This window comes from Iningainema tapete BLCC-T55 (genome assembly GCF_014698965.1).
GTDB classification, from domain to species: domain Bacteria; phylum Cyanobacteriota; class Cyanobacteriia; order Cyanobacteriales; family Nostocaceae; genus Iningainema; species Iningainema tapete.
The window spans coordinates 126,657-144,111 of record NZ_JACXAE010000013.1 but is presented as its reverse complement, the minus strand read 5'-3'; the positions used below and the strand labels follow the sequence as shown (position 1 = coordinate 144,111).

Genomic DNA, 17,455 nt, shown 5'->3' with positions numbered 1-17,455 from the left:
CTTGCTTGGGGTGAAGGGAGTGGCGATCGCTCTTAGCGTCAAAATTCCCAACAAAAAAACCACCCACTCGCTGGGTGGTTTGAGCAGTTTTGTGGGATATTTATGCGATCGCCTACACCCTACGGAAAATCTTCAATTCAGGGGTACTAAGTTAAGCTTTAAGGGTGGAGAGGTAGTGTTTATGCAAGAGTTTCGAGTTGGTATCGTAACAAAACGAGGTACAGTGATTTGTCCACAGTTTGTTTGCGCTGAGGACGAATTCCAAGCACTGCTTAAGTACAGAGAGCAAGAGTTGACGTTGGGCAATGACATAACTTGTCGCACCGCAAAAGTTTTACCAGACGGGATGACAATGTACTACACTCATGACCCTGTGGAAAATTTTCCACAGGGCTTGCAACAAAGACTAGGCACGGCGATTAGGACGGTCGAAGCCAAAGGCTTCGTTGCCGCTGAAGAATTCGAGCAGATCAACTACTGTTTAAGTAGAACAATTAATTACCACCAAACGCTAGCAAATATCATTGAGATTCCTTACCAAAACGCCGAGAAGACCATCAAGGAATTCAAGGCACGCATTGATCGGCGCGAAGTAGAATGCGAGAGGTTTTGGCATTGATAAAGCCGTTGGGAAATCGTTGGTAAATCGTTGCATCTGACTTCAACCTGCTCCACCCCCTGGAAAGTTTTCCGTAGGGGTAAAACTGAACTCCCCATCCAGCAGCCACGCACTTCCGACCTCTGGAACCTTCACAACCCCACCATTTACAGCGACATCCCCACTCACCTCAACAAATCCCAACGGGAATTGCACCATCCCATCCTCAGCCATTGGCTGGATCAGTACTAACCCCTCACCAATCCACACAGTAGGATTAACGGGAGTGCTGTCACGGGATTTGGCAAGTCGATCAACAGGTGCTGCTGCCACCACCCATCCCGGCAGCTTGCCTGCATCGGCTAGAGCAAAGAACGCATTCGCAGCGGTACTGGAGATGCGGACATCGTCGCTGTCAACGGCGAAGTAAAAGAAATCTGAGGGCTTGGCTGCCTCACTCTTTGGATCGCGATTGGCGTTCACAAAGCAGCTGGTAAGGGTGGCAATGCCTAGTTCCTGGAGGTGCAGCTCCTCGCGGTGTAGCTTCGCCCCATAGTGTAGTGCCTGGAGGATTAACCAGGTTGGCTGATATCCGAAGCTACTGGCGCGAAACCTTTGCTCGTGGGGGAAGTAGCGCCTAATTCGCCAGTAGATCTCTCCCCAGTCTGGTTCTCCTGGGGAATTGTCGAGTTTCCCAAATCATCTTCAGTCGTCGGCTCTGCATCTTTCCACCCCGCCTCTTCATTGCGAGCAAAAGTAGCTAAGGCGTCCACCAATTGTGGATGGATTTGAGTGGCATCAAAGGTATTTTCCAGCCCCCAATCACCGCATAGGCGAAACTTAATAATTGCCGTCGCCATTAGCAAATTACGCTGTCTGGAATTCTCTTCTAGTAATTCTTGGAATGAAACAAATTCCTCTAAATAGTCTCCCAAGAATTCACTATCACCCATAGTCAAAGCATTGTACACATCCAGCATTTTCTTGCCAGATTTAGTGGCAATAGTCCGTGCCATCTTCACGGCGCTGTTACGAATGTCGGGAATATTATCAGAATTTTCTTTAATAAAAATGCGCTCGTTGGGACTCAAGTCACCATACTTTGGTAATTCTAATTCACCGATAGATTCATGACCTACAGCAACTTTATCAAATTCTTTGGGAGACGTTTTAAAGGGAAGTTTTAACATTGCGTTTATTAGTTAGAGTATCGCAACGCATTGTTCCCGTCCCAAAAAAAAAGACGCGGAGGCGCGTCATAAAGGCAAAAAGTCAACACATTTTGAATTTAAATTTTGTTTTTATAATTGCTCACCCAAGCATTTTTCGATTTTAGCTTAAGAATTAAAAACGTCAAGCACGGGAATTCAACTATTAACTTTATTAAGTTAATAAAATGAGCGCAGGCTTAAAAATTCTCGAATATTTACAGTCGGAAAAATTCCGAATTCGCGCCTACAACATTGTCTACATTGAAGGCGTAGATCCCGATACTTTCGCCCTCAATGACGACAAAATAGATTACTGGAACGATGTGCGTTGCGTCATCCGCGATGATGGTGAGATCCTGCTTTGTAATCAGGCAACTACGGAGCCAGGAATTTGGTACACCAAATTCCCAATGAATCCCGGCGGTGCAGCACGAATTGCTTTTGGGCAATATCTCGATGCGTGGACATTTGGCAATCACAAGGGGCAGTATGCGATCGTACAATGCGGTGATGTCAAGGTGCATCGCGATTTTAACAAGGATGGGTTCCGCACAGGCGATCGCATTGACACAGGAAATTGGTTCGGTATCAATCAGCACACAACCAGTTACGCACCCGAAACTGTTGGGAAATGGTCTGCTGGCTGCTTGGTGGGGAGATATCCTCAATCCCACGCCAAGTTCATGCGGCTGTGCCAGGACTCAGGTAGAAGATACTTTGATACTACCGTGTTGGATGGTTCGGTTTTGCACCAATTAGGGGTACTTGGTTAAATAGCTGATCCACGAAATCTTGTAGATCGACTTGGCGCAATTTCCAACCTTTACCTAATCTTATCGCCTTCAAACTTCCTGCTTTGATGTGCGTTCTTAAAAGCTTTTCACTTATCCCCGAAATTAGAGCGGCTTCGCTCAGGCTCAATACCATTTTGGATTGCAATCCAACTAGATAATAATGATGCGCGATCGCCTTCAAGCACTCAAGTCCCTCATCGATTTGGGCAGGGGCGACAAACGGCGACAAGTCCATGTCGTTCATTGTCGGCGCAAGACTTGGTTGATGAATTGGCGCTTGTAATTCATCCTTAAAGCGAGTCAATTCCTCTTCTGAATAGGTTGGCGTACCGTTAACATAAACCACGCCAATTTTCTTGTCTTTGACATACCTCTCTATAGTGCGTTGAGAGACGCCCAAAAACTTAGCAGCAGCGGCTTTGTCCATAGCGGCGACAACAAGCGACAACAAACGACACAGGTATTGTCGCACAGTGTCGCTACGAATAATAGTAGGCATAAACTAATAGGATGCCTAAAATTATTCCGATGCTGACAAGAGACAAAACGTGAGTAGTTTCTATCAATAAATCAATCATCATGCCACCTTGAAATCGATGTCTTCTGGTAAATATTCTCTTCCAATCAAGAGAGCTTGAGAAAGAAGAGCTTGAAGTACTTGTTCTGGAAGATACTCGATTACGTGTGCAATAGTCTCCCGTAATTTATCGGATTTGTCGGCTACAGGTTCAATGATTTCAACGTCCAAAACCTCTTCTATTGGTGCATCAGGGGCTATCAACTCTTTCTTTAAAAAAGGAAACTCGTCGCCACTTGGAGTCTTGCAGACTAGGACATCGCCCTGGTGCATCTCTTTAGTAACTTCCACGACTTCACCGAAACAAGGGTGGTTGGGGTTTGAAACCTTGTATTCTTGTTGGCTTGCAGATTCTTTCTCAAGCTTGGGTTCGGCAGCAGCTAGCGCCAGGGCTGCTCTAAGTGAAGGTAAAGGGGATTCGTTAAATGTCTCACATGTGGGACATTTGGCTTCCCAATTGCGGAGGATCTTCTCCCAATTTTTGGCAATTGACATCAATCGGTGGGCGTGCGATCGCGAGAAACTGCAATTGCTCTCAATCCAGGAGATAAATTCTCCATGAGGTAGGGAGACTTTCGCTTCAATTAACAGTTCTCCTGCTTCTTTATCGCAAAGTAGCGCACTTTTGATATTGCTAATACCTTGCTCGTAAAATCCTGCTGCTCTTCCTACAGCCGCGTTTATTTTAGTTGCCAACGATTGCAAACATATTTCTTTATTCATAATAGTTTGACTTAATTTCTCTGCGAATTTTACTTAGCCCTATGTTTATACGCGCTCTAATTAACTGCGTACTTACGCCGTTACGGTTGGCAATTTCTTCAATGCTCAATCCAATTAAAAATCTCTCTAAAATAGCATTTTTTTGTTGAAAAGGAAGCTTATCTAAATGTTCTTCTATTTCTGGTGCTTTTTCTACTTCTTCTGCTTTTAACTCGTAAACTAGTTCATCCAGACTAGTTGTTACGTTGCTATTAATATTATCCAAAAGCCGCCATTGGCTTTCCTCCATCCCTAGTCCTAGTGCAATTTGCAATTCATCAATATTTCGCCCCAAAGAGTCAAGAGACTTCTTAATTCTCTTGACTTTGGCTCTCAGCTCTAAAGCCGATCTGGGGATTTTTACGCTTTGCCATTGATCTCGTAAATAATGTTGAATTTCCCCGCGAATATATGGGATAGCGAAGGAACTGAAAGCATTGCCTGTTTTGGGATTGTATCTATTAGCGGCTTTCAGAAGTCCTATAAATCCAATTTGGTACAAATCCTCATGAGACTCACGACAAGAGTTTTTCATTTGATGCACAACTTTATGCACGAGCTTTGCGTTTCTTTGTGCCAAATCATTCCTCTTTTTAATAGGATCTAAGACTGCATTCCCAGCTTTTTCTATACTTTTAACCATAATTAGTTATTGAGGAATATTATCTCAGATTAACTTTACTGAGATAATATTTAACTCAGTAGAGGTACTTGAGTTTAATTATTTTTTAATAATTTTAAGTGCCCCACGAATTTTCATGGCTGATCGACCAGCAGCTAATTCTACTTGACAGCCAGATAATACTTTGACTAGTGCTGTCAACCTGATCGTCGTTAGAGCCGTTAGGAAAAACACTGAATTCTTGAATATAATCTCCTACCCAGCTAGTTGATTCGGGCAGAAAAACGTTACCAGCTTCCACATAGGGAGCGATCGCCACGGCTCGAACTTGCTTACCCCCTTCTGGTTCGATGGGAATTAACCCCGGTATTTCTCGCTTCAGCAAGTCAATCACAGCTGTGCCGTTCGCCTTGTCCTCGATTAATTTGGCAGTGGAATTGGGGTATTTGGCGGACATGGCGCGAATGGCTTGTAGCGTAGCGTTGATATCCATTCGCGCACGCACTTGATCCAGCAAATAAAACTGTCCACCGCGCTTACCCCAGACTTGCCCTACCACGTAGTCCGAGGTATTGGTTTCTTTAAAAGCGCAATCCCAGGACTGAATAACTATGTCAAAGTCGCTGGGGGCAACTTTGTAAAACTGCCACCAGGATCGCTTAAAGTAATTACCTTCCGCCGGTGATGGGTGTTGTTGGTAAAGCGCTTGAAAGAAGTAGCTTCCCAGTCGTTTTTGCAGTCGATTGAGTTTAGGTAAGTCGAAGCGCTCCGGACAAAGTGCTTCTCCAGGGCTTCGCCAATCCGGCTCAACAGTGCAAGTAGATGGAAATTTCGGCGGACAATCCTCTTTGATTGCCTCGAAGTTGACAATATGCCAGTGTTCTGGCTCATCTTCTAGTTCTTGCTGCAGTAGCCAACCTGCAAGATCATCTTCTGCCCACCGCGTCATTACCAAGATAATTGGGGCGTCCGGCTCACCTCTGGTGTAGAAAGTCGAGCCGTACCAGTCTTGATGTCCGCGTTTGATAGTAGCGGATAAGGCTTCTTTGGCATTTTTTAGTGGGTCGTCGATTATACCTGCACTACCAAAACCCTTACCAGTGATCGGACCGCCCACGCCTGCTGCCCAGCATCCTCCGCCGTCCGGAGTTTCCCAGTTCTTGACAGCTGCCGCGTCATCACGCATTTTTCCGCCCATTTCCCTATAAGCGTCGCGAGATGCGCGGGAAAAGGTGTAAGAAAGTTCGGCAGCATAAGAATTTAAACCTACCCATTTTTGTGGGTGACGGTAGAGTAAGTAGCCGGGGAAAAGTTTGGAAACTAGCACGCTCTTACCGTGCCGAGGAGGTAAAAATACCATTACTCGTTTTAAGTCCCCATCTGCTACACGCTGTAGTACGTTAGCTAAAACTTGACAATGGCGATACCACTTGTAGCGAGGGTAAACCTTGTCAACAAATTCATGAAAGCTGAGAATGCGGCGATCGTCACTGTTTTCAGCTTCCAGCAGTGAGAGCGCATCTTCCCACTGTTGCCTTATGCTCTTCTTGCCCACGCATTCCTTAACTCCTGGAGAAACTCATCGGGACCAACGCCTAACTCAATTGCTCGTTCCGCCAATTCGCGCACGGTTTCGGGCTGTAGCTTGCGACGAAGTTCTACAAGACGTGCGATCGCGCCCGCAAGAGCGCCTTTGGATTTGTCTTCAGCTTCTGGTAGCGATGCGTGCAACTGAGAGAGTGCTGATTCGATAATCTCCAAGTCGTCTATTTTTGCATGGCGAATAGAGTGAAAAGCAGGCAATGGATGCTGGGTTTTGGGTTTTGGTTGCCGTGATGTGATGGGAACAACGTTAGTCTGCGAATTCGCTTCTCGCAAGTTGCGCCAGTTGCCATCCATTGCCCATCTATCGATGGTGCGCCGAGTGACACCAAGTTGCACGGCAATGTCTTCTGGTGATTCACCTGTGATGAATTTGGCTTCGGCGAGCTTTATTTTGTCTGTGTCTTTGCTCCTGGACATTATTTAGAAATTAAGTACGAATCTCAAGCGGGAGGTAAAGCCAGAATTCCCTATATACAAAGCTTCTGGCTTTTTGTCTGATTTGTCCGAAATTTTGGATAAGGTATAATTCAACTAGGTTTAAGAGGTGTGGAGCGCAATGGATCTGGTTGAAACGATAGTGGTTCGAAACTGGGCAGTACGAATCCGGACAGCGCATCATATGGTTTGTGTTTCTAATATCCTCCCGGTTATTGAGGCGATCGCAAAGCGTATCGAATCACGAATCGATGTCGATGCTTATTACATGGATCACCGCTGGCGTCTGCACTTCTGTTGGCGAATACACGGCAGAGCAATGGCGTTCCATTACGCCATCGACGAGAAAATGCTTTTGAATTTGGGTTACTCAAGCGCCGCCAACCACGTCGTCTCTCGATTCTTGGAGTATCACGGTAACAATAGCTGTCAATACTGGGAAATCGTCGAATCGCCCTCTCAGAAATTCTTGACTATCACAGAAGGTGATCTTTCTGTAGAAATTCCAGTCAGCGAAGTAACCTTATTTACTTTTGCGGGAGGCGGTCATAGAGTAACAATTGAAACAATGTTGCCGCCAATGTGTCGCATATCAAATCAGCTTGGAAGCGCAATAGAACTCGACGGGATACACTTGCAAGCCGCAATCCTGGATATTCAACCACGAAGTGATGGTGCTTATCGTTTTGTTTTCTCTCCTCTCGGTGAACGGATACAAATAGATGTCAACACAAGTAGGCGAATACTAAAGATCTGGACGAGCTTTGCGCCGCAGTCGTCAAGAGTTGAGCATCCCGAAGAATCAGCAGTTACACAAGGCGCTCGTGCATTAGGGGTAGACGAACAAATGCTTCGGCACTTCCTTGAAGTTGCCACAACTCGCCCATTACCTCCGATCAGGAATACCAGGACACTACGAAGAAGCGAGAGAATAGAGTATCCCGTGTTGGAGGAGATGTGGCGCGTGCCTCATTTTGCCGGGTTTGACTTTAGCGGATACGGCGACGAGGGGATAAAAGCGATAGGCGACACCAGTTGCCAGTACAATGCGCGATCGCCATACATCAGATGCGCAATTAACCCATGTGGTCCTTGTGAAGGATGCATTCATTATGAACCCACGACGCCTAGTTAACCGATTGCCTTCATTAGCTCCGCCGCTGCCTTGGCTGAATCCAGAAATTTGTCATTTCGAGAAGCCACCTCGAATGATGCAAGCTTGAACAAAGGTGAAGTGAGTTGACGGTGTGCCTGCACTCGAATTGAACAGGCGATCGCGTTTTTGACTTCAGTTGGATTAAGATGATTCCAGTCGATAGCTTGTAGTTGAGATTCTGTTCGCTCAACTTGGTTCCTAATTTTTGACTCAAACTGCTTGGCAACAGTATCAATGACTGCTCCATCCTTTAGAAATTGGTATCCGACTTGAGGTAAGCAAGTTGCCACGTAGCCGTAGTCTTTTTGTAACGCCTCTATCGCTCTTGACAAGCGCGACCTGTTCTTGAGAACGTCAAAACCGACGGCATTTGATATTGCCTCGTAATTGGCAACTGCTTTGGAATCAGCACAAGTTTTGAGGTAAGATATTAAAGCTTCAGTTTCTGGTTGACGCTTTGTCATAAAAATGCCTTGATTTGAGTAGAGCGGAGACGAGAAGTCTCAAGAACTGTTAAATCTCATAATTGATTGCCTTGAGTTGACTTGAGTCGAGTAGACGGGAATAGACCTGAGTGGAGCAGACAGGAGCGAAGTCGTTAACTCATCTGTTTCCAATCAAACTTCTCTATCACAAACCGTCCGTAATAACCACCGTTACGGGGTCTAAACCGACCGATACCGATGAGTTGTCCGGCTTGTTCTAGATGTTCGACGAAAACACCTTCAGTAATAATATCATCAAGTATCAAAAATTCCACTTTCGCCTGCCAACCTGGTGGAATTATGGGAAAGCATTTGTGTACTCGCTTGCCAGACCCCTTGACGCCATCGGAGGGGGTAAAAATCCAATCTCCAACTATCAAATCCTTATGTATTCCAAGCAAGCTTGGATCTGTAACTAAAACGCCTGCTTCAAAGTGCTTTGTGTAAGTAGCTCCCCTTTTTCCTGGTATTTTTTTGCCCAAATACTTGGCAGCCTCAGCAATACAATTCTTAAAAGCCATTGGCGGGATGAATATTATACCTTGCTCGTCATAGTGTAACTTTTCTTTCCAAGTTCTTTTTTCAAAGTCATCAGGAGACTCTTTATTTAATTTTTCAGTTTGGTGTGGCTTAGACTGAGAATAAGGCGTTAATCCCTTGATTTGTACAATGGCGACATGAGGCATGTTTTACGCACAAAAACAGCAATAAAACATAATATCAAATTCCTAGATAATTGCTACTTGAATCAGTAGGATTTGCGTGCAAATATTTATCCGAAACAGCTATGGAGCTATGTCCTAAACTGTCTCGTATCAGCACCAATGGCGCACCCTTGGCTAAAGCGTGCGTGGCGTGTGAGTGCCTTAGCCAATGGGCGGATACCTTTGAATTCACACCCGCCTTAGTCGCCGCATCTTTGATTATCCGATGCGCCATGATTCTATCAATAGCAGTACCGTTCGTTGTGGCAAAAACGAACTCGGACTCACTCCGCAACTGCACCAACTCCACCCACACCGCAATTGGCACTAGCACTGTGCGCAACTTGCTCCCTTTCCCCAGCACGGTGACTTGCACTTCCCCTGAATCCCGCTCGTGAAAGTCGCTCCACTTGAGGCGACACGCTTCACTGACCCGCATCCCGGTAGCGTACATGAGCTTAAGGAGAGTGCGATCGCGCAAACTCAAACCCGGACAATTAACCAGTTTCAGTACTTCTTGCTGCTTGAGTATCCTGCCTGCCAGGGACGAATTACCTTTGGGGATGCGCAGTGCAGCGGCGACGTTGAAGCGGACGTAATTGAGTTTCGCCGCGAAGGTGAAAAGGGATTTTATCGAATTAAGTTTGGTGCGGATGGAAGACTCCTTTATGCCGGAATTGTGTAGATGCGTGGCGTAGGATTGCAAGTCTTCTAGTGCCGTCAAAGAAAGCGTTTTCCCTGTAAAAATCAAAAAGTGCTGGACGCTGCGGCGATAAGCATCTGTCGTGGTTAACGGACGCCCGTGCAGCCACATATTAATAAGTGCCTCGTCAGTTGATGTTCTGGTTAATTCGTTGCTCAAAGCGGCACGGGAAAAGCTCTACAGATCTAAGATTCCTGAGAAGAGCCTTCACGATTTTGGCGTGTTCTGCTTCTGCTTGGTCGTAAGTAGAGAATCTTTTTTGATATCCATCAAAGTTACCGCCATTGATGGTTGTTTCAAATAGCAGCGGGAAGCCGCCCTCATGCACCTGGACATCAATGCCTATAAACATTGTCACAACAAGTAAATCTTCGTCTAGCCTGTTGCAGGCAATAATGCGCTTGCCAGAATCCGTGGCTTTTGATATCCATTTATACCAAGCTTCTTCGTCGTCCATCAGTATCGTTTTGCGGTTTTTCAATATGTAAAGGTTAGGCATTTCCCTGCAAAAAGTTATAAATTATACGATTACAACATAAGTGTGGTAATGTTGTACTCCTCTTCAGAATTTCTTAATCCTTGCAGGCATTATAGATTGCCGCTTGAGTTGGCTTTATGAAAATCGATAATGCTATCCTGCTATCACGTATCTTTGAAGACGATTTGGAAATCGGCTTTGCCTTGTGCTGCACAACCCCATACCTCATAATTGCGGGTGGAAGAGCAATACTGGTGATTAAATATCGAGACGATACCACTGCTTCTTTACTGGCAGCAAATTCCAAAGCGATCGCTCAAAAAATCAAAAATTTGCTGGGTTACGAAATTTACATGCACCGCGCTGGCACTCCTGTTGCTAAATTAGAAAATAACTTAGGAGATACAAGCATGGTTGCAATTATCGAGAAGCCAGAACAAGAAAGCGTTACGCAAGAATCAAAGCTCTTAAAAATTGAGACTTTAGCGAGAGTAACGAGCAAGCCAATCAAAGAAGTGAAAATGATGCTTGGCAGGATTGGAGCCGTCATCTACCCGCAAGAGGACGCAAGCGAGATGATCGCAGAAACTCATTTCGACCAAATTGTTCTACGATGGGCTAAATCTTTCAAGGACGCAGAGCAGGTAACAACCCAGGAATCCGCTACCGCCACCAATGACAAACCGACGACAGCAAAAGCAAAAAAGCAATCCACCAAAATTCTGGCTGAAGAACTAACGATTAATGACCTTGCCAGCGTCAAGTCTGGCAAAAATGCCGGATCTCCCAATTTGACAGAAAAAGGGATTCAGCAAACTCTTACCAACTTCTTCAGCAAAGTCAAGCTTGAGGATACAACCTTAACAGACGCCGCATCTGCTTTCATTGAAGGCAGTAGCGAGTTTGGGACAACTCTAAGAAAGAAATTATTTTTGGCTTACCGAAAGTTCTTTCCTGGCGCAAATATCGGAGAGATTGAACCAAAACTTGTCGCTGGAGCAAAAACTTACCTAGAAGCGATCGCTTCCCCTGTTAAAGAACCCGAACTCGAACCAGAAGAAAACTAGGGGAACAGCTAATAGGATGGACACGTAACACCTATTAGCCTTGTCCCAAGAAGCGAAAAATCTACCATTATCTCTTTCACATGCCGCCGCTGCTGCTGTCGGCAAGTTGAAGCTGCTTTGGGATTGCTGGAATGACTTGGAGGGAGTTGAAAAATCTTATCTCCCGCAAGAAACCAAGGAGCCTCCCAAAGCTTACGCTGATCGCATCAAAAGAACGACTTTTGACAACAGATTTGAGCCTGCAATTAAAGACTACGCAGGACTTTTGAGCGTTTTTTCACTGAATCAAGACGCCGCGCAAAGCATATTAGACAACAAGGACAATATCGACCAACAAGGTAACGACATTTGGTCATTCTTTCATGAAGCCGATCAAATGGTGTTGCGGGATGGTTGGTGCGCGATTTTGGTTGAATTCCCGCCCGATAATCCCGACATCCAATCACAGGCGGATTTGCTAGCAAGCGATCGCCATCCATATTTAGTAGCAATTGACCGAAGAGATATCCTCAACTGGCGCTTCGCCTACGTTTCAGGAAAGCCCAAGCTGCAGCGAGTTACCATTCAGGAGAGACGGTTGGAGCCGGATGGGGAATTCGGCGAGGTAGAACAAATCTACTACCGAGTGCTCAAGCCAGGTGAATACGCGGTTTATCAAATAGTCGAGGGTTCGGGTGGGCAAAATCAATTGATCCTCGTAGATAGTGGCACAACGAGCCTCAGCGAGATTCCACTAGTTTGTTATTCCGTAACTGAAGGAAAGCTTTTCTCCGCTAAACCCCCTTTCTTAAACCTGGCGAAAATCAACATCGAACATTATCAGAAGCGCAGCCAACTAAACGAGGTTTTGAGGAAATGCAACCTACCAGTGCCAGTGCGTCGGGGACTGATTCGCACTGCTGACGATTTGCAGAAAGTCCCGCCTCTGGTAATAGGACCAAATTCCGTAATTGACATCCCAGAAAATGGGGACTTCTTCTTCGCCGAACCCAGTGGAGCAGCTATTGCCGCTTCTAGGGAAGACATAAAGGATCGGGAAGCAGCGATGGACAGAATGACGTTAGACTTTCTCACCAGTGGCAAGCATCAAAAAACCGCCACAGAAGTGGTACTGGATTCCACCAAAACTAGCGCCAACCTCAAGGGTGTGGCACGCCGCAAGGAAAGTGCAGCGCAGCAAATCTTCCAACTTTGGGTGCAATACACCGGGGAGCCGACGGGGGGAAGTATTGCTATGGACGATTCGCTACTACAAATGCCCCTCGATCCGCAAGCGACGGAAAAGCTGGAATCCTTGGCTCAGACAGGATTTATCAGCCAGCGCACTTTACTGCTGTTGCTGCAGAGGGGTAAGGTACTGCCAAGGCAGTTCGATGTTGACGCTGAGGTAGCGGCAACTGAAGCGGCTGGAAACCAAATTCAAATAGAAGAGGTATAGCGATGGAAGATTGGCAAGTGTTTTGCACTCAATGGCAACAGAGACTGAAACTTCAAGACTGGGACGTCAATGTGAAGATTGTTTCTTTACGAGAAATGGGGGAGAGTTTATCCGGCTCCGTAACATACAACATTGGCAAAAAAATCGCGGATATCAAATTGATTAAGCCTGAGGATTATCCGTGCGATTCCATGCGCCCTCAAGATATGGAAGAAACGCTAGTCCACGAATTGCTGCACCTACACTTTGCTCCGCTGGGTATCGAAAACGACACACCCGAACAACTAGCAGAAGAGCAAGCGATTAATGCTCTAGCCAAAGCATTGATTCAATTCAAGCGCTCTACCACCCCTATGGAAAATTTTCCAGAGGGTTAGCTATGGAGGGAAAACCACTCCCACTCAAGCAACTCCTCGAACTAGCCATGATCAAAAGCCAGGACATCGAGGAGATGAAAAAGCGATCGCACCCCACAGTCAAACCCTTTATCAATGCTACAGTTCGATCCGCAAACTCATAGATATCGCAATGCTGAAACCGGGCGATTTGTCAAGTATTCTGAGGTCCTTAAGGTAGTGGGCGAGGAAGTAAATCGCTTGGAAGTTCGCCTGAAAGGACATGCGCGGCTTCTAAATCAAGGAAAAATCGACATTGCTGAATTCCAAACTAGGATAGCGCAATCCCTGAAGGAATCCCACCTACGCAACGCGGCTGTGGGCGCAGGCGGGGTGGAGCAATTTACACCTACACACTACGGCAAAGTGGGTGCGGAACTCAAGAAACAATACCAATTCTTGGATGGCTTTGGTAAGGACTTGGCGGACGGCAAGCTTTCCGAGAAACAAATACTAAGTCGTGCAGCCATGTACGCGGCTAGTTCGCGCACATCATTTTTTGAAGCTGAATTTACTAGTCGGGGCAAATACGGCTTTCTTGCCAAAAGACTTCTCGATCCGCAAAGCCGCCACTGCGATTCTTGCATCAGTCTCCAGCGACTAGAGTGGACACCCATCCACCGCCTCACTCCACCAGGAGTAAATTGTCAGTGTGGTGGCAGATGTCGGTGTCGCTTGGTATATCAAAAACGGAGTTACGGAGGATTTAGGTTTAGTTGAAATTTAAAAAAGCCCGTATACGCACGGGCTAGGGTCGTACTAAGACCCCTCAGTCAGCAAACAATGTAAGTATAACCAAGCACCTATGTTTACGCTAGAGCAAAGATACCAAATCCTCACCCTCTTAAATCAAGCCTTACTGCGTACCGATACCATGCGATCGCAATACGGGGATTACTCTGGGGAATTCTACCGCTTCGACGCCACCCTCAGTCCCACTGAATACCAAAAAAATCGCCCCGTGCCGCTGCTTTTTCAAAAGGAAGATATTTGGCAGCGGCTTACCAAGATAGAATCTGAATCTGAGTACCTGGTGCAGCAAGTCCTTCAGTTACTGGAGGGCTTACAAACAATTGAACGGGCAATTATAACCGAGCGAAGCTCTCCCAATGGCGCACTGAGGAAAGCTGATGTACTGGAATGGGATACCGGGCGATCTTCAGGAATGTTAACGCAAAGGGATGATTTTATTGAGCAATTACGCTATTTTTTGGGATTACCACCTTCACCGAATAATTCGGGCGGAGGAATGCTTTTAAGAAGCTAAGTGCAGCTATGAGAAGGAAAAAAGGGAAAAAGGACGATTGACGAACTCTTACTTTTTCCTCCTTCCATTAGACGTTTTCCTTCAAGGTAGGAAAACTATTTTAGCCCCCATAAACTTCTCACTTCATGGATAGTCAAGAAGAACCTCAGGTCAAGGCGACGATGGAATTAAGCCCAGTTGCTAAAACGCTTGTAGGCGTCATTACTTCAATCATCGGATTCCTGAGTATCTCTACCTGGAATACAGTCAATAATTCGGCTTTAGATATAGCTAGACTGCAGGTAAAATCAACAATAATTGAGGAAAAAATATCTAACATTAAAGATACTTACCAAGAAAAAAATGAAGATACAAATAAGCGAATTACTACTTTAGAAGCACGCATGATTGCTATAGAAAAAAGAACTAAAAGAAACAAATGATTGCGAAAAAACTAGAGAAAAAAGTGAGTGGATTGCACTACGTTACGGGCGTTTGCGTAGTTTTACTAATCGGACTATCTATCAATTCAATTCAAGTTTGGAAAGAAATAAATTCCATACAAGACGGCATAAATACAAGAACCAAAAGCCGATACTCTGCTCTAGATGCGGCAAAGGATAAAGCTATTCTTGACAAAAAACTGACAGACATGGAGCGCAGGTTGGCGGTCTTGGAAGGCAATTAGTATTGTTGCTGCGTTATTCTCTGCTCCCAACTAGGGAACCATCAAATAGACCTCAATTGTAAAAATCATGCCTGGAAGTCTTTCAGACTACGCTGAAGCTCAGTTGTTAAATCAATTATTTGGTGGTGTTCCTTACGCCATACCAAATATTTTATACTTCGGTTACATGGTCGGCGTTCCTGGGGAAACAGGACCGGGCGCTGAGCCAAATTCTGGCAACTATCAAAGGGTAGCCGTCACTAACAACACTACAAACTTTCCGGTGACAGCGAACCAGATTAAAACTAACGCCATAGAAATCCAATTTGAATCTGCTACTTCTAACCACGGATTGGTACAGGCAGTGGGCATTTGGGATAGCCCAACTTCCGGCAACATGCTGGTGTATTTCCCTCTCGCAAACCCCATAAGTATCGGTGTGAGCGACGCCATGCGCATCCCTGCCGCATCTCTCACACTTCAATTCAACACTGGGGGATTGAGCAACTACGTGAAGAATGCTTTGCTTAACACACTACTTGGCAACGTCCCCTTCAATATCATCCCCATCCTGTACTTCGGCTACGCCACATCCACTCCCACCGACGCAGTAGCAGGCACAGAACCGAGCGCTGGAGCTTATGCCAGAGTGGGTGTAGCAAACAATACCAACTTATTCCCTGCTGCTACCCTTGGCAGTAAGGCGAATGCGCTTGATATCAATTTTCCTGAGGCTACTGCATCCCAGGGAACTGTAACCAATGTGCAAATTTTTGACGCCCAAAGTGGTGGAAATTACTTGGGAAGATACGCCTTTGGAACTCCCCAATCGATTACCACTGGCACGATTCCAAGCATTCCCGCTAACACCTTCACCATCACACTTGACTAATGGCACAACTAACTCTCCCTAGTGGCACTTTAGCTACCGAGACTAGTGCCGATGTCGGTGAAATCAAAATCGTCAAGAATATCGGTAATGGCTTGATTACCACCAAGTCTTCTGCTGGCGTCGGAGCAGTAGGCAGAGTGCGTTCGCTTCTGGCGATGGCAACGCCTTCGCTTTCACCACTAACCGCCAACATCGCAAGCAGCTTGTCTGGCACGCTCAAGCGCAAGCTGAAGCTGCCCGCCGGAACCATTGCCAGCACAATAGTTTCTGCTCTGCGATTCTTTCTGGCAGCAGAACAGACACCGCCACCCAAGGGCAAACTCACGCTTGCTGGCTCATCTTTTGCGGGTTCTAGATTAGTGAAGGGCGATTTAATCCCTCTCTCTTTTACTATTACAGGACAACGTTTAGAGGGGCTGACAGCCTTGTACACGGCTAAGCGCAAGGACAACCCACTAGCGCCCACTCTAGTCAAAGCAAATATCCACCTTACAGATGTCGCCATCGATCCAAAAACTGGCATTGAAACAATGACAGGAGCTTTCAGTATTGAACCCGCTGACACGGAAAGTTTTCCCGATGGTGAAGTGGAACTGAGCTACACCTTCAAGCTCACGGACGGATTGGGGCGAGTGTACACCTTAGAGAAGGGCAGTTTTACTGTTTTTTCAGCGTGAGCAAATTACTTCCAATTTATGAAAACAGTCGGATCGTCGGCTTTTTCTTTGACTGCCCCGGCTGCAAAATGGGACACGCGGTTCATGCGCGTCCGTATAAAAACAAAATTGGAGCGAGCTGGACTTTCAATGGGAGTCTAGATAAGCCGACTTTTCGACCGAGCATTTTAGCCAAGGTTGAGCGATCAGATGTCCAAGCAATGGTTTGTCACAGCTTTGTAACCGATGGCAGAATTCGGTTCCTTCAAGACTGCACTCATTCCCTGGTGGGCCGAACCGTTGACTTACCCGAACAAATACTTTAATGGAGTATGCCTTTATGCGCTATTGGATGGATTTAGAATTTATAGAGAACGGTAAAACTATCGACATCATAAGCATTGGCGTAGTTTGCGAAGATGGTCGTGAATACTACGCAATTTCTTATGATTGCGACTGGTCAAAAGCGTCGGATTGGGTGAAACAAAACGTATTACCCAAGCTACCAAAAAGACCAAATCTGTTTAATTTGAATTGGAAGGAAGTCAGAAAACAGGGTTGGCGATCGCGTGCCGATATCGCTTTTGAGGTTTTGAAATTTATCAAGTATCCCGTTGTTGAACGAGATATAGAAAGTTATTCGTATCATGAATTAAAATCACTTGAAACACCAATAACACCCGAGGTGTGGGCGTATTATGCCGACTACGACTGGGTAGCCTTTTGCCAGCTTTTTGGCACAATGTCGGACTTACCTAAAGGACTTCCGATGTATTGCCGCGATATTAAGCAGTACTGCGACTATCTTGGCAATCCCAGGCTACCGTCACAGGGCAAGGGGGAGCATAATGCATTGCTAGATGCCCGATGGAACAAGCAGGCTTGGGAGTTCCTGAGAAGATTTGAAGAAGATTGCGTAGTCAGCCGAGTATAACCCTGTGGAAAATTTTCCAGGGGGTAGGGC

General features: G+C 45.9%; 26 protein-coding genes. 15 read left to right on the top strand and 11 right to left on the bottom strand.

What is annotated here, in order from left to right; all coding sequences use genetic code 11:
• Position 1: 1 nt before the first annotated feature.
• A complete protein-coding gene (locus tag ICL16_RS03260) occupies positions 2–619 on the top strand; it encodes a hypothetical protein (protein WP_190825458.1) in 618 nt (205 codons plus the stop codon).
• Between the two features lie 42 nt (positions 620–661).
• Here ICL16_RS03260 and ICL16_RS03255 read toward each other — a convergent pair whose 3' ends face one another.
• Positions 662–1,081 carry a hypothetical protein gene (locus ICL16_RS03255; RefSeq protein WP_190825457.1) on the bottom strand — a complete coding sequence of 140 codons (420 nt, stop codon included), beginning with the start codon at positions 1,079–1,081 and terminating at the stop codon, positions 662–664.
• An 89-nt stretch (positions 1,082–1,170) separates the two neighbouring features.
• Complete coding sequence (locus tag ICL16_RS03250; RefSeq protein WP_190825456.1) at positions 1,171–1,788, bottom strand: hypothetical protein; 618 nt, start codon at positions 1,786–1,788, stop codon at positions 1,171–1,173.
• Between the two features lie 206 nt (positions 1,789–1,994).
• Here ICL16_RS03250 and ICL16_RS03245 point away from each other — a divergent pair, with 206 nt between their 5' ends.
• A complete protein-coding gene (locus ICL16_RS03245; RefSeq protein ID WP_190825455.1) occupies positions 1,995–2,582 on the top strand; it encodes a hypothetical protein in 588 nt (195 codons plus the stop codon).
• Here the strand turns inward: ICL16_RS03245 and ICL16_RS03240 are convergent.
• From ICL16_RS03240 to ICL16_RS03220, 5 genes are all read right to left on the bottom strand, one after another.
• Positions 2,533–3,102 carry a helix-turn-helix domain-containing protein gene (locus tag ICL16_RS03240; protein ID WP_190825454.1) on the bottom strand — a complete coding sequence of 190 codons (570 nt, stop codon included), beginning with the start codon at positions 3,100–3,102 and terminating at the stop codon, positions 2,533–2,535. The two genes, ICL16_RS03245 and ICL16_RS03240, sit on opposite strands and share 50 nt — an antisense overlap.
• 78 nt (positions 3,103–3,180) lie before the next feature.
• Positions 3,181–3,903: a DUF3102 domain-containing protein gene (locus ICL16_RS03235; protein WP_190825453.1), complete on the bottom strand. Its 723-nt coding sequence runs from the start codon at positions 3,901–3,903 to the stop codon at positions 3,181–3,183.
• Positions 3,896–4,585 (bottom strand): sigma-70 family RNA polymerase sigma factor, encoded by a 690-nt coding sequence (locus ICL16_RS03230; RefSeq protein WP_190825452.1) that lies wholly within the window; start codon positions 4,583–4,585, stop codon positions 3,896–3,898. Before ICL16_RS03230 ends, ICL16_RS03235 begins: the two co-directional genes overlap by 8 nt.
• 94 nt (positions 4,586–4,679) lie before the next feature.
• Complete coding sequence (gene terL, locus ICL16_RS03225; protein WP_190825451.1) at positions 4,680–6,119, bottom strand: phage terminase large subunit; 1,440 nt, start codon at positions 6,117–6,119, stop codon at positions 4,680–4,682.
• Positions 6,101–6,586, bottom strand: a complete 486-nt coding sequence (locus tag ICL16_RS03220; RefSeq protein WP_190825450.1) for a hypothetical protein — start codon at positions 6,584–6,586, stop codon at positions 6,101–6,103. Before ICL16_RS03220 ends, terL begins: the two co-directional genes overlap by 19 nt.
• Positions 6,587–6,746: 160 nt before the next feature.
• Between ICL16_RS03220 and ICL16_RS47600 the strand changes: the two genes are divergently transcribed.
• Complete coding sequence (locus tag ICL16_RS47600; RefSeq protein ID WP_202895402.1) at positions 6,747–7,739, top strand: DUF6464 family protein; 993 nt, start codon at positions 6,747–6,749, stop codon at positions 7,737–7,739.
• Here the strand turns inward: ICL16_RS47600 and ICL16_RS03210 are convergent.
• The 4 genes from ICL16_RS03210 to ICL16_RS03195 form a co-directional block, all read right to left on the bottom strand.
• Positions 7,736–8,224 (bottom strand): hypothetical protein, encoded by a 489-nt coding sequence (locus ICL16_RS03210; RefSeq protein ID WP_190825449.1) that lies wholly within the window; start codon positions 8,222–8,224, stop codon positions 7,736–7,738. The genes ICL16_RS47600 and ICL16_RS03210 overlap by 4 nt on opposite strands.
• A gap of 134 nt (positions 8,225–8,358) precedes the next feature.
• Positions 8,359–8,931, bottom strand: a complete 573-nt coding sequence (locus tag ICL16_RS03205; RefSeq protein ID WP_190825448.1) for a hypothetical protein — start codon at positions 8,929–8,931, stop codon at positions 8,359–8,361.
• Positions 8,932–8,965: 34 nt separating this feature from the next.
• Positions 8,966–9,763, bottom strand: coding sequence for a tyrosine-type recombinase/integrase (locus ICL16_RS03200; protein WP_238360583.1), 798 nt, complete (start codon positions 9,761–9,763; stop codon positions 8,966–8,968).
• Positions 9,764–9,779: 16 nt separating this feature from the next.
• Entirely contained in the window at positions 9,780–10,109 is a 330-nt protein-coding gene (locus ICL16_RS03195; RefSeq protein ID WP_190825446.1) for a hypothetical protein, read from the bottom strand.
• Positions 10,110–10,267: 158 nt separating this feature from the next.
• Here ICL16_RS03195 and ICL16_RS03190 point away from each other — a divergent pair, with 158 nt between their 5' ends.
• The 12 genes from ICL16_RS03190 to ICL16_RS03140 all read left to right on the top strand — a co-directional run bounded on the left by ICL16_RS03190 (position 10,268) and on the right by ICL16_RS03140 (position 17,425).
• Positions 10,268–11,197 (top strand): hypothetical protein, encoded by a 930-nt coding sequence (locus ICL16_RS03190; RefSeq protein WP_190825445.1) that lies wholly within the window; start codon positions 10,268–10,270, stop codon positions 11,195–11,197.
• 40 nt (positions 11,198–11,237) lie between these two features.
• The gene (locus ICL16_RS03185; RefSeq protein WP_190825444.1) at positions 11,238–12,635 is read left to right on the top strand and encodes a DUF4055 domain-containing protein; all 1,398 of its coding nucleotides are present in this window, start codon (positions 11,238–11,240) and stop codon (positions 12,633–12,635) included.
• Positions 12,636–12,637: 2 nt separating this feature from the next.
• Positions 12,638–13,012, top strand: coding sequence for a M78 family metallopeptidase domain-containing protein (locus ICL16_RS03180; protein WP_190825443.1), 375 nt, complete (start codon positions 12,638–12,640; stop codon positions 13,010–13,012).
• 2 nt (positions 13,013–13,014) lie between these two features.
• Positions 13,015–13,155: a hypothetical protein gene (locus ICL16_RS03175; protein WP_190825442.1), complete on the top strand. Its 141-nt coding sequence runs from the start codon at positions 13,015–13,017 to the stop codon at positions 13,153–13,155.
• Positions 13,127–13,750: a hypothetical protein gene (locus ICL16_RS03170; RefSeq protein ID WP_190825441.1), complete on the top strand. Its 624-nt coding sequence runs from the start codon at positions 13,127–13,129 to the stop codon at positions 13,748–13,750. The genes ICL16_RS03175 and ICL16_RS03170 overlap by 29 nt, the downstream gene beginning before the upstream one ends.
• An 85-nt stretch (positions 13,751–13,835) precedes the next feature.
• Complete coding sequence (locus tag ICL16_RS03165; protein ID WP_190825440.1) at positions 13,836–14,297, top strand: hypothetical protein; 462 nt, start codon at positions 13,836–13,838, stop codon at positions 14,295–14,297.
• 125 nt (positions 14,298–14,422) lie between these two features.
• On the top strand, positions 14,423–14,719 hold the full coding sequence (locus ICL16_RS03160; RefSeq protein ID WP_190825439.1) for a hypothetical protein: 297 nt from the start codon (positions 14,423–14,425) through the stop codon (positions 14,717–14,719).
• A complete protein-coding gene (locus ICL16_RS03155; RefSeq protein WP_190825438.1) occupies positions 14,716–14,964 on the top strand; it encodes a hypothetical protein in 249 nt (82 codons plus the stop codon). The genes ICL16_RS03160 and ICL16_RS03155 overlap by 4 nt, the downstream gene beginning before the upstream one ends.
• A 67-nt stretch (positions 14,965–15,031) precedes the next feature.
• Positions 15,032–15,835, top strand: a complete 804-nt coding sequence (locus ICL16_RS03150; protein ID WP_190825437.1) for a phage tail fiber protein — start codon at positions 15,032–15,034, stop codon at positions 15,833–15,835.
• A complete protein-coding gene (locus tag ICL16_RS03145; RefSeq protein WP_190825436.1) occupies positions 15,835–16,512 on the top strand; it encodes a hypothetical protein in 678 nt (225 codons plus the stop codon). The genes ICL16_RS03150 and ICL16_RS03145 overlap by 1 nt, the downstream gene beginning before the upstream one ends.
• Positions 16,509–16,817 (top strand): ubiquitination-like system serine protease family protein, encoded by a 309-nt coding sequence (locus ICL16_RS47595; RefSeq protein WP_420485245.1) that lies wholly within the window; start codon positions 16,509–16,511, stop codon positions 16,815–16,817. The genes ICL16_RS03145 and ICL16_RS47595 overlap by 4 nt, the downstream gene beginning before the upstream one ends.
• 14 nt (positions 16,818–16,831) lie before the next feature.
• Entirely contained in the window at positions 16,832–17,425 is a 594-nt protein-coding gene (locus ICL16_RS03140; RefSeq protein ID WP_190825435.1) for a 3'-5' exoribonuclease domain-containing protein, read from the top strand.
• Positions 17,426–17,455 lie beyond the last annotated feature (30 nt).

Bases quoted from the DNA above. Each gene is read 5' to 3' on its own strand.
- ICL16_RS03145 (WP_190825436.1), top strand. From the start codon at position 15,835: ATGGCACAACTAACTCTCCCTAGTGGCACTTTAGCTACCGAGACTAGT.
- ICL16_RS03245 (WP_190825455.1), top strand. From the start codon at position 1,995: ATGAGCGCAGGCTTAAAAATTCTCGAATATTTACAGTCGGAAAAATTC.
- ICL16_RS03205 (WP_190825448.1), bottom strand. From the start codon at position 8,931: ATGCCTCATGTCGCCATTGTACAAATCAAGGGATTAACGCCTTATTCT.
- ICL16_RS03160 (WP_190825439.1), top strand. From the start codon at position 14,423: ATGGATAGTCAAGAAGAACCTCAGGTCAAGGCGACGATGGAATTAAGC.
- ICL16_RS03150 (WP_190825437.1), top strand. From the start codon at position 15,032: ATGCCTGGAAGTCTTTCAGACTACGCTGAAGCTCAGTTGTTAAATCAA.
- ICL16_RS03180 (WP_190825443.1), top strand. From the start codon at position 12,638: ATGGAAGATTGGCAAGTGTTTTGCACTCAATGGCAACAGAGACTGAAA.
- ICL16_RS03230 (WP_190825452.1), bottom strand. From the start codon at position 4,585: ATGGTTAAAAGTATAGAAAAAGCTGGGAATGCAGTCTTAGATCCTATT.
- ICL16_RS03235 (WP_190825453.1), bottom strand. From the start codon at position 3,903: ATGAATAAAGAAATATGTTTGCAATCGTTGGCAACTAAAATAAACGCG.
- ICL16_RS03155 (WP_190825438.1), top strand. From the start codon at position 14,716: ATGATTGCGAAAAAACTAGAGAAAAAAGTGAGTGGATTGCACTACGTT.
- ICL16_RS03220 (WP_190825450.1), bottom strand. From the start codon at position 6,586: ATGTCCAGGAGCAAAGACACAGACAAAATAAAGCTCGCCGAAGCCAAA.
- ICL16_RS03240 (WP_190825454.1), bottom strand. From the start codon at position 3,102: ATGCCTACTATTATTCGTAGCGACACTGTGCGACAATACCTGTGTCGT.
- ICL16_RS03250 (WP_190825456.1), bottom strand. From the start codon at position 1,788: ATGTTAAAACTTCCCTTTAAAACGTCTCCCAAAGAATTTGATAAAGTT.
- ICL16_RS03175 (WP_190825442.1), top strand. From the start codon at position 13,015: ATGGAGGGAAAACCACTCCCACTCAAGCAACTCCTCGAACTAGCCATG.
- ICL16_RS03190 (WP_190825445.1), top strand. From the start codon at position 10,268: ATGAAAATCGATAATGCTATCCTGCTATCACGTATCTTTGAAGACGAT.
- ICL16_RS03200 (WP_238360583.1), bottom strand. From the start codon at position 9,763: ATGTGGCTGCACGGGCGTCCGTTAACCACGACAGATGCTTATCGCCGC.
- ICL16_RS03210 (WP_190825449.1), bottom strand. From the start codon at position 8,224: ATGACAAAGCGTCAACCAGAAACTGAAGCTTTAATATCTTACCTCAAA.
- ICL16_RS03170 (WP_190825441.1), top strand. From the start codon at position 13,127: ATGCTACAGTTCGATCCGCAAACTCATAGATATCGCAATGCTGAAACC.
- ICL16_RS03140 (WP_190825435.1), top strand. From the start codon at position 16,832: ATGCGCTATTGGATGGATTTAGAATTTATAGAGAACGGTAAAACTATC.
- ICL16_RS03195 (WP_190825446.1), bottom strand. From the start codon at position 10,109: ATGGACGACGAAGAAGCTTGGTATAAATGGATATCAAAAGCCACGGAT.
- ICL16_RS03165 (WP_190825440.1), top strand. From the start codon at position 13,836: ATGTTTACGCTAGAGCAAAGATACCAAATCCTCACCCTCTTAAATCAA.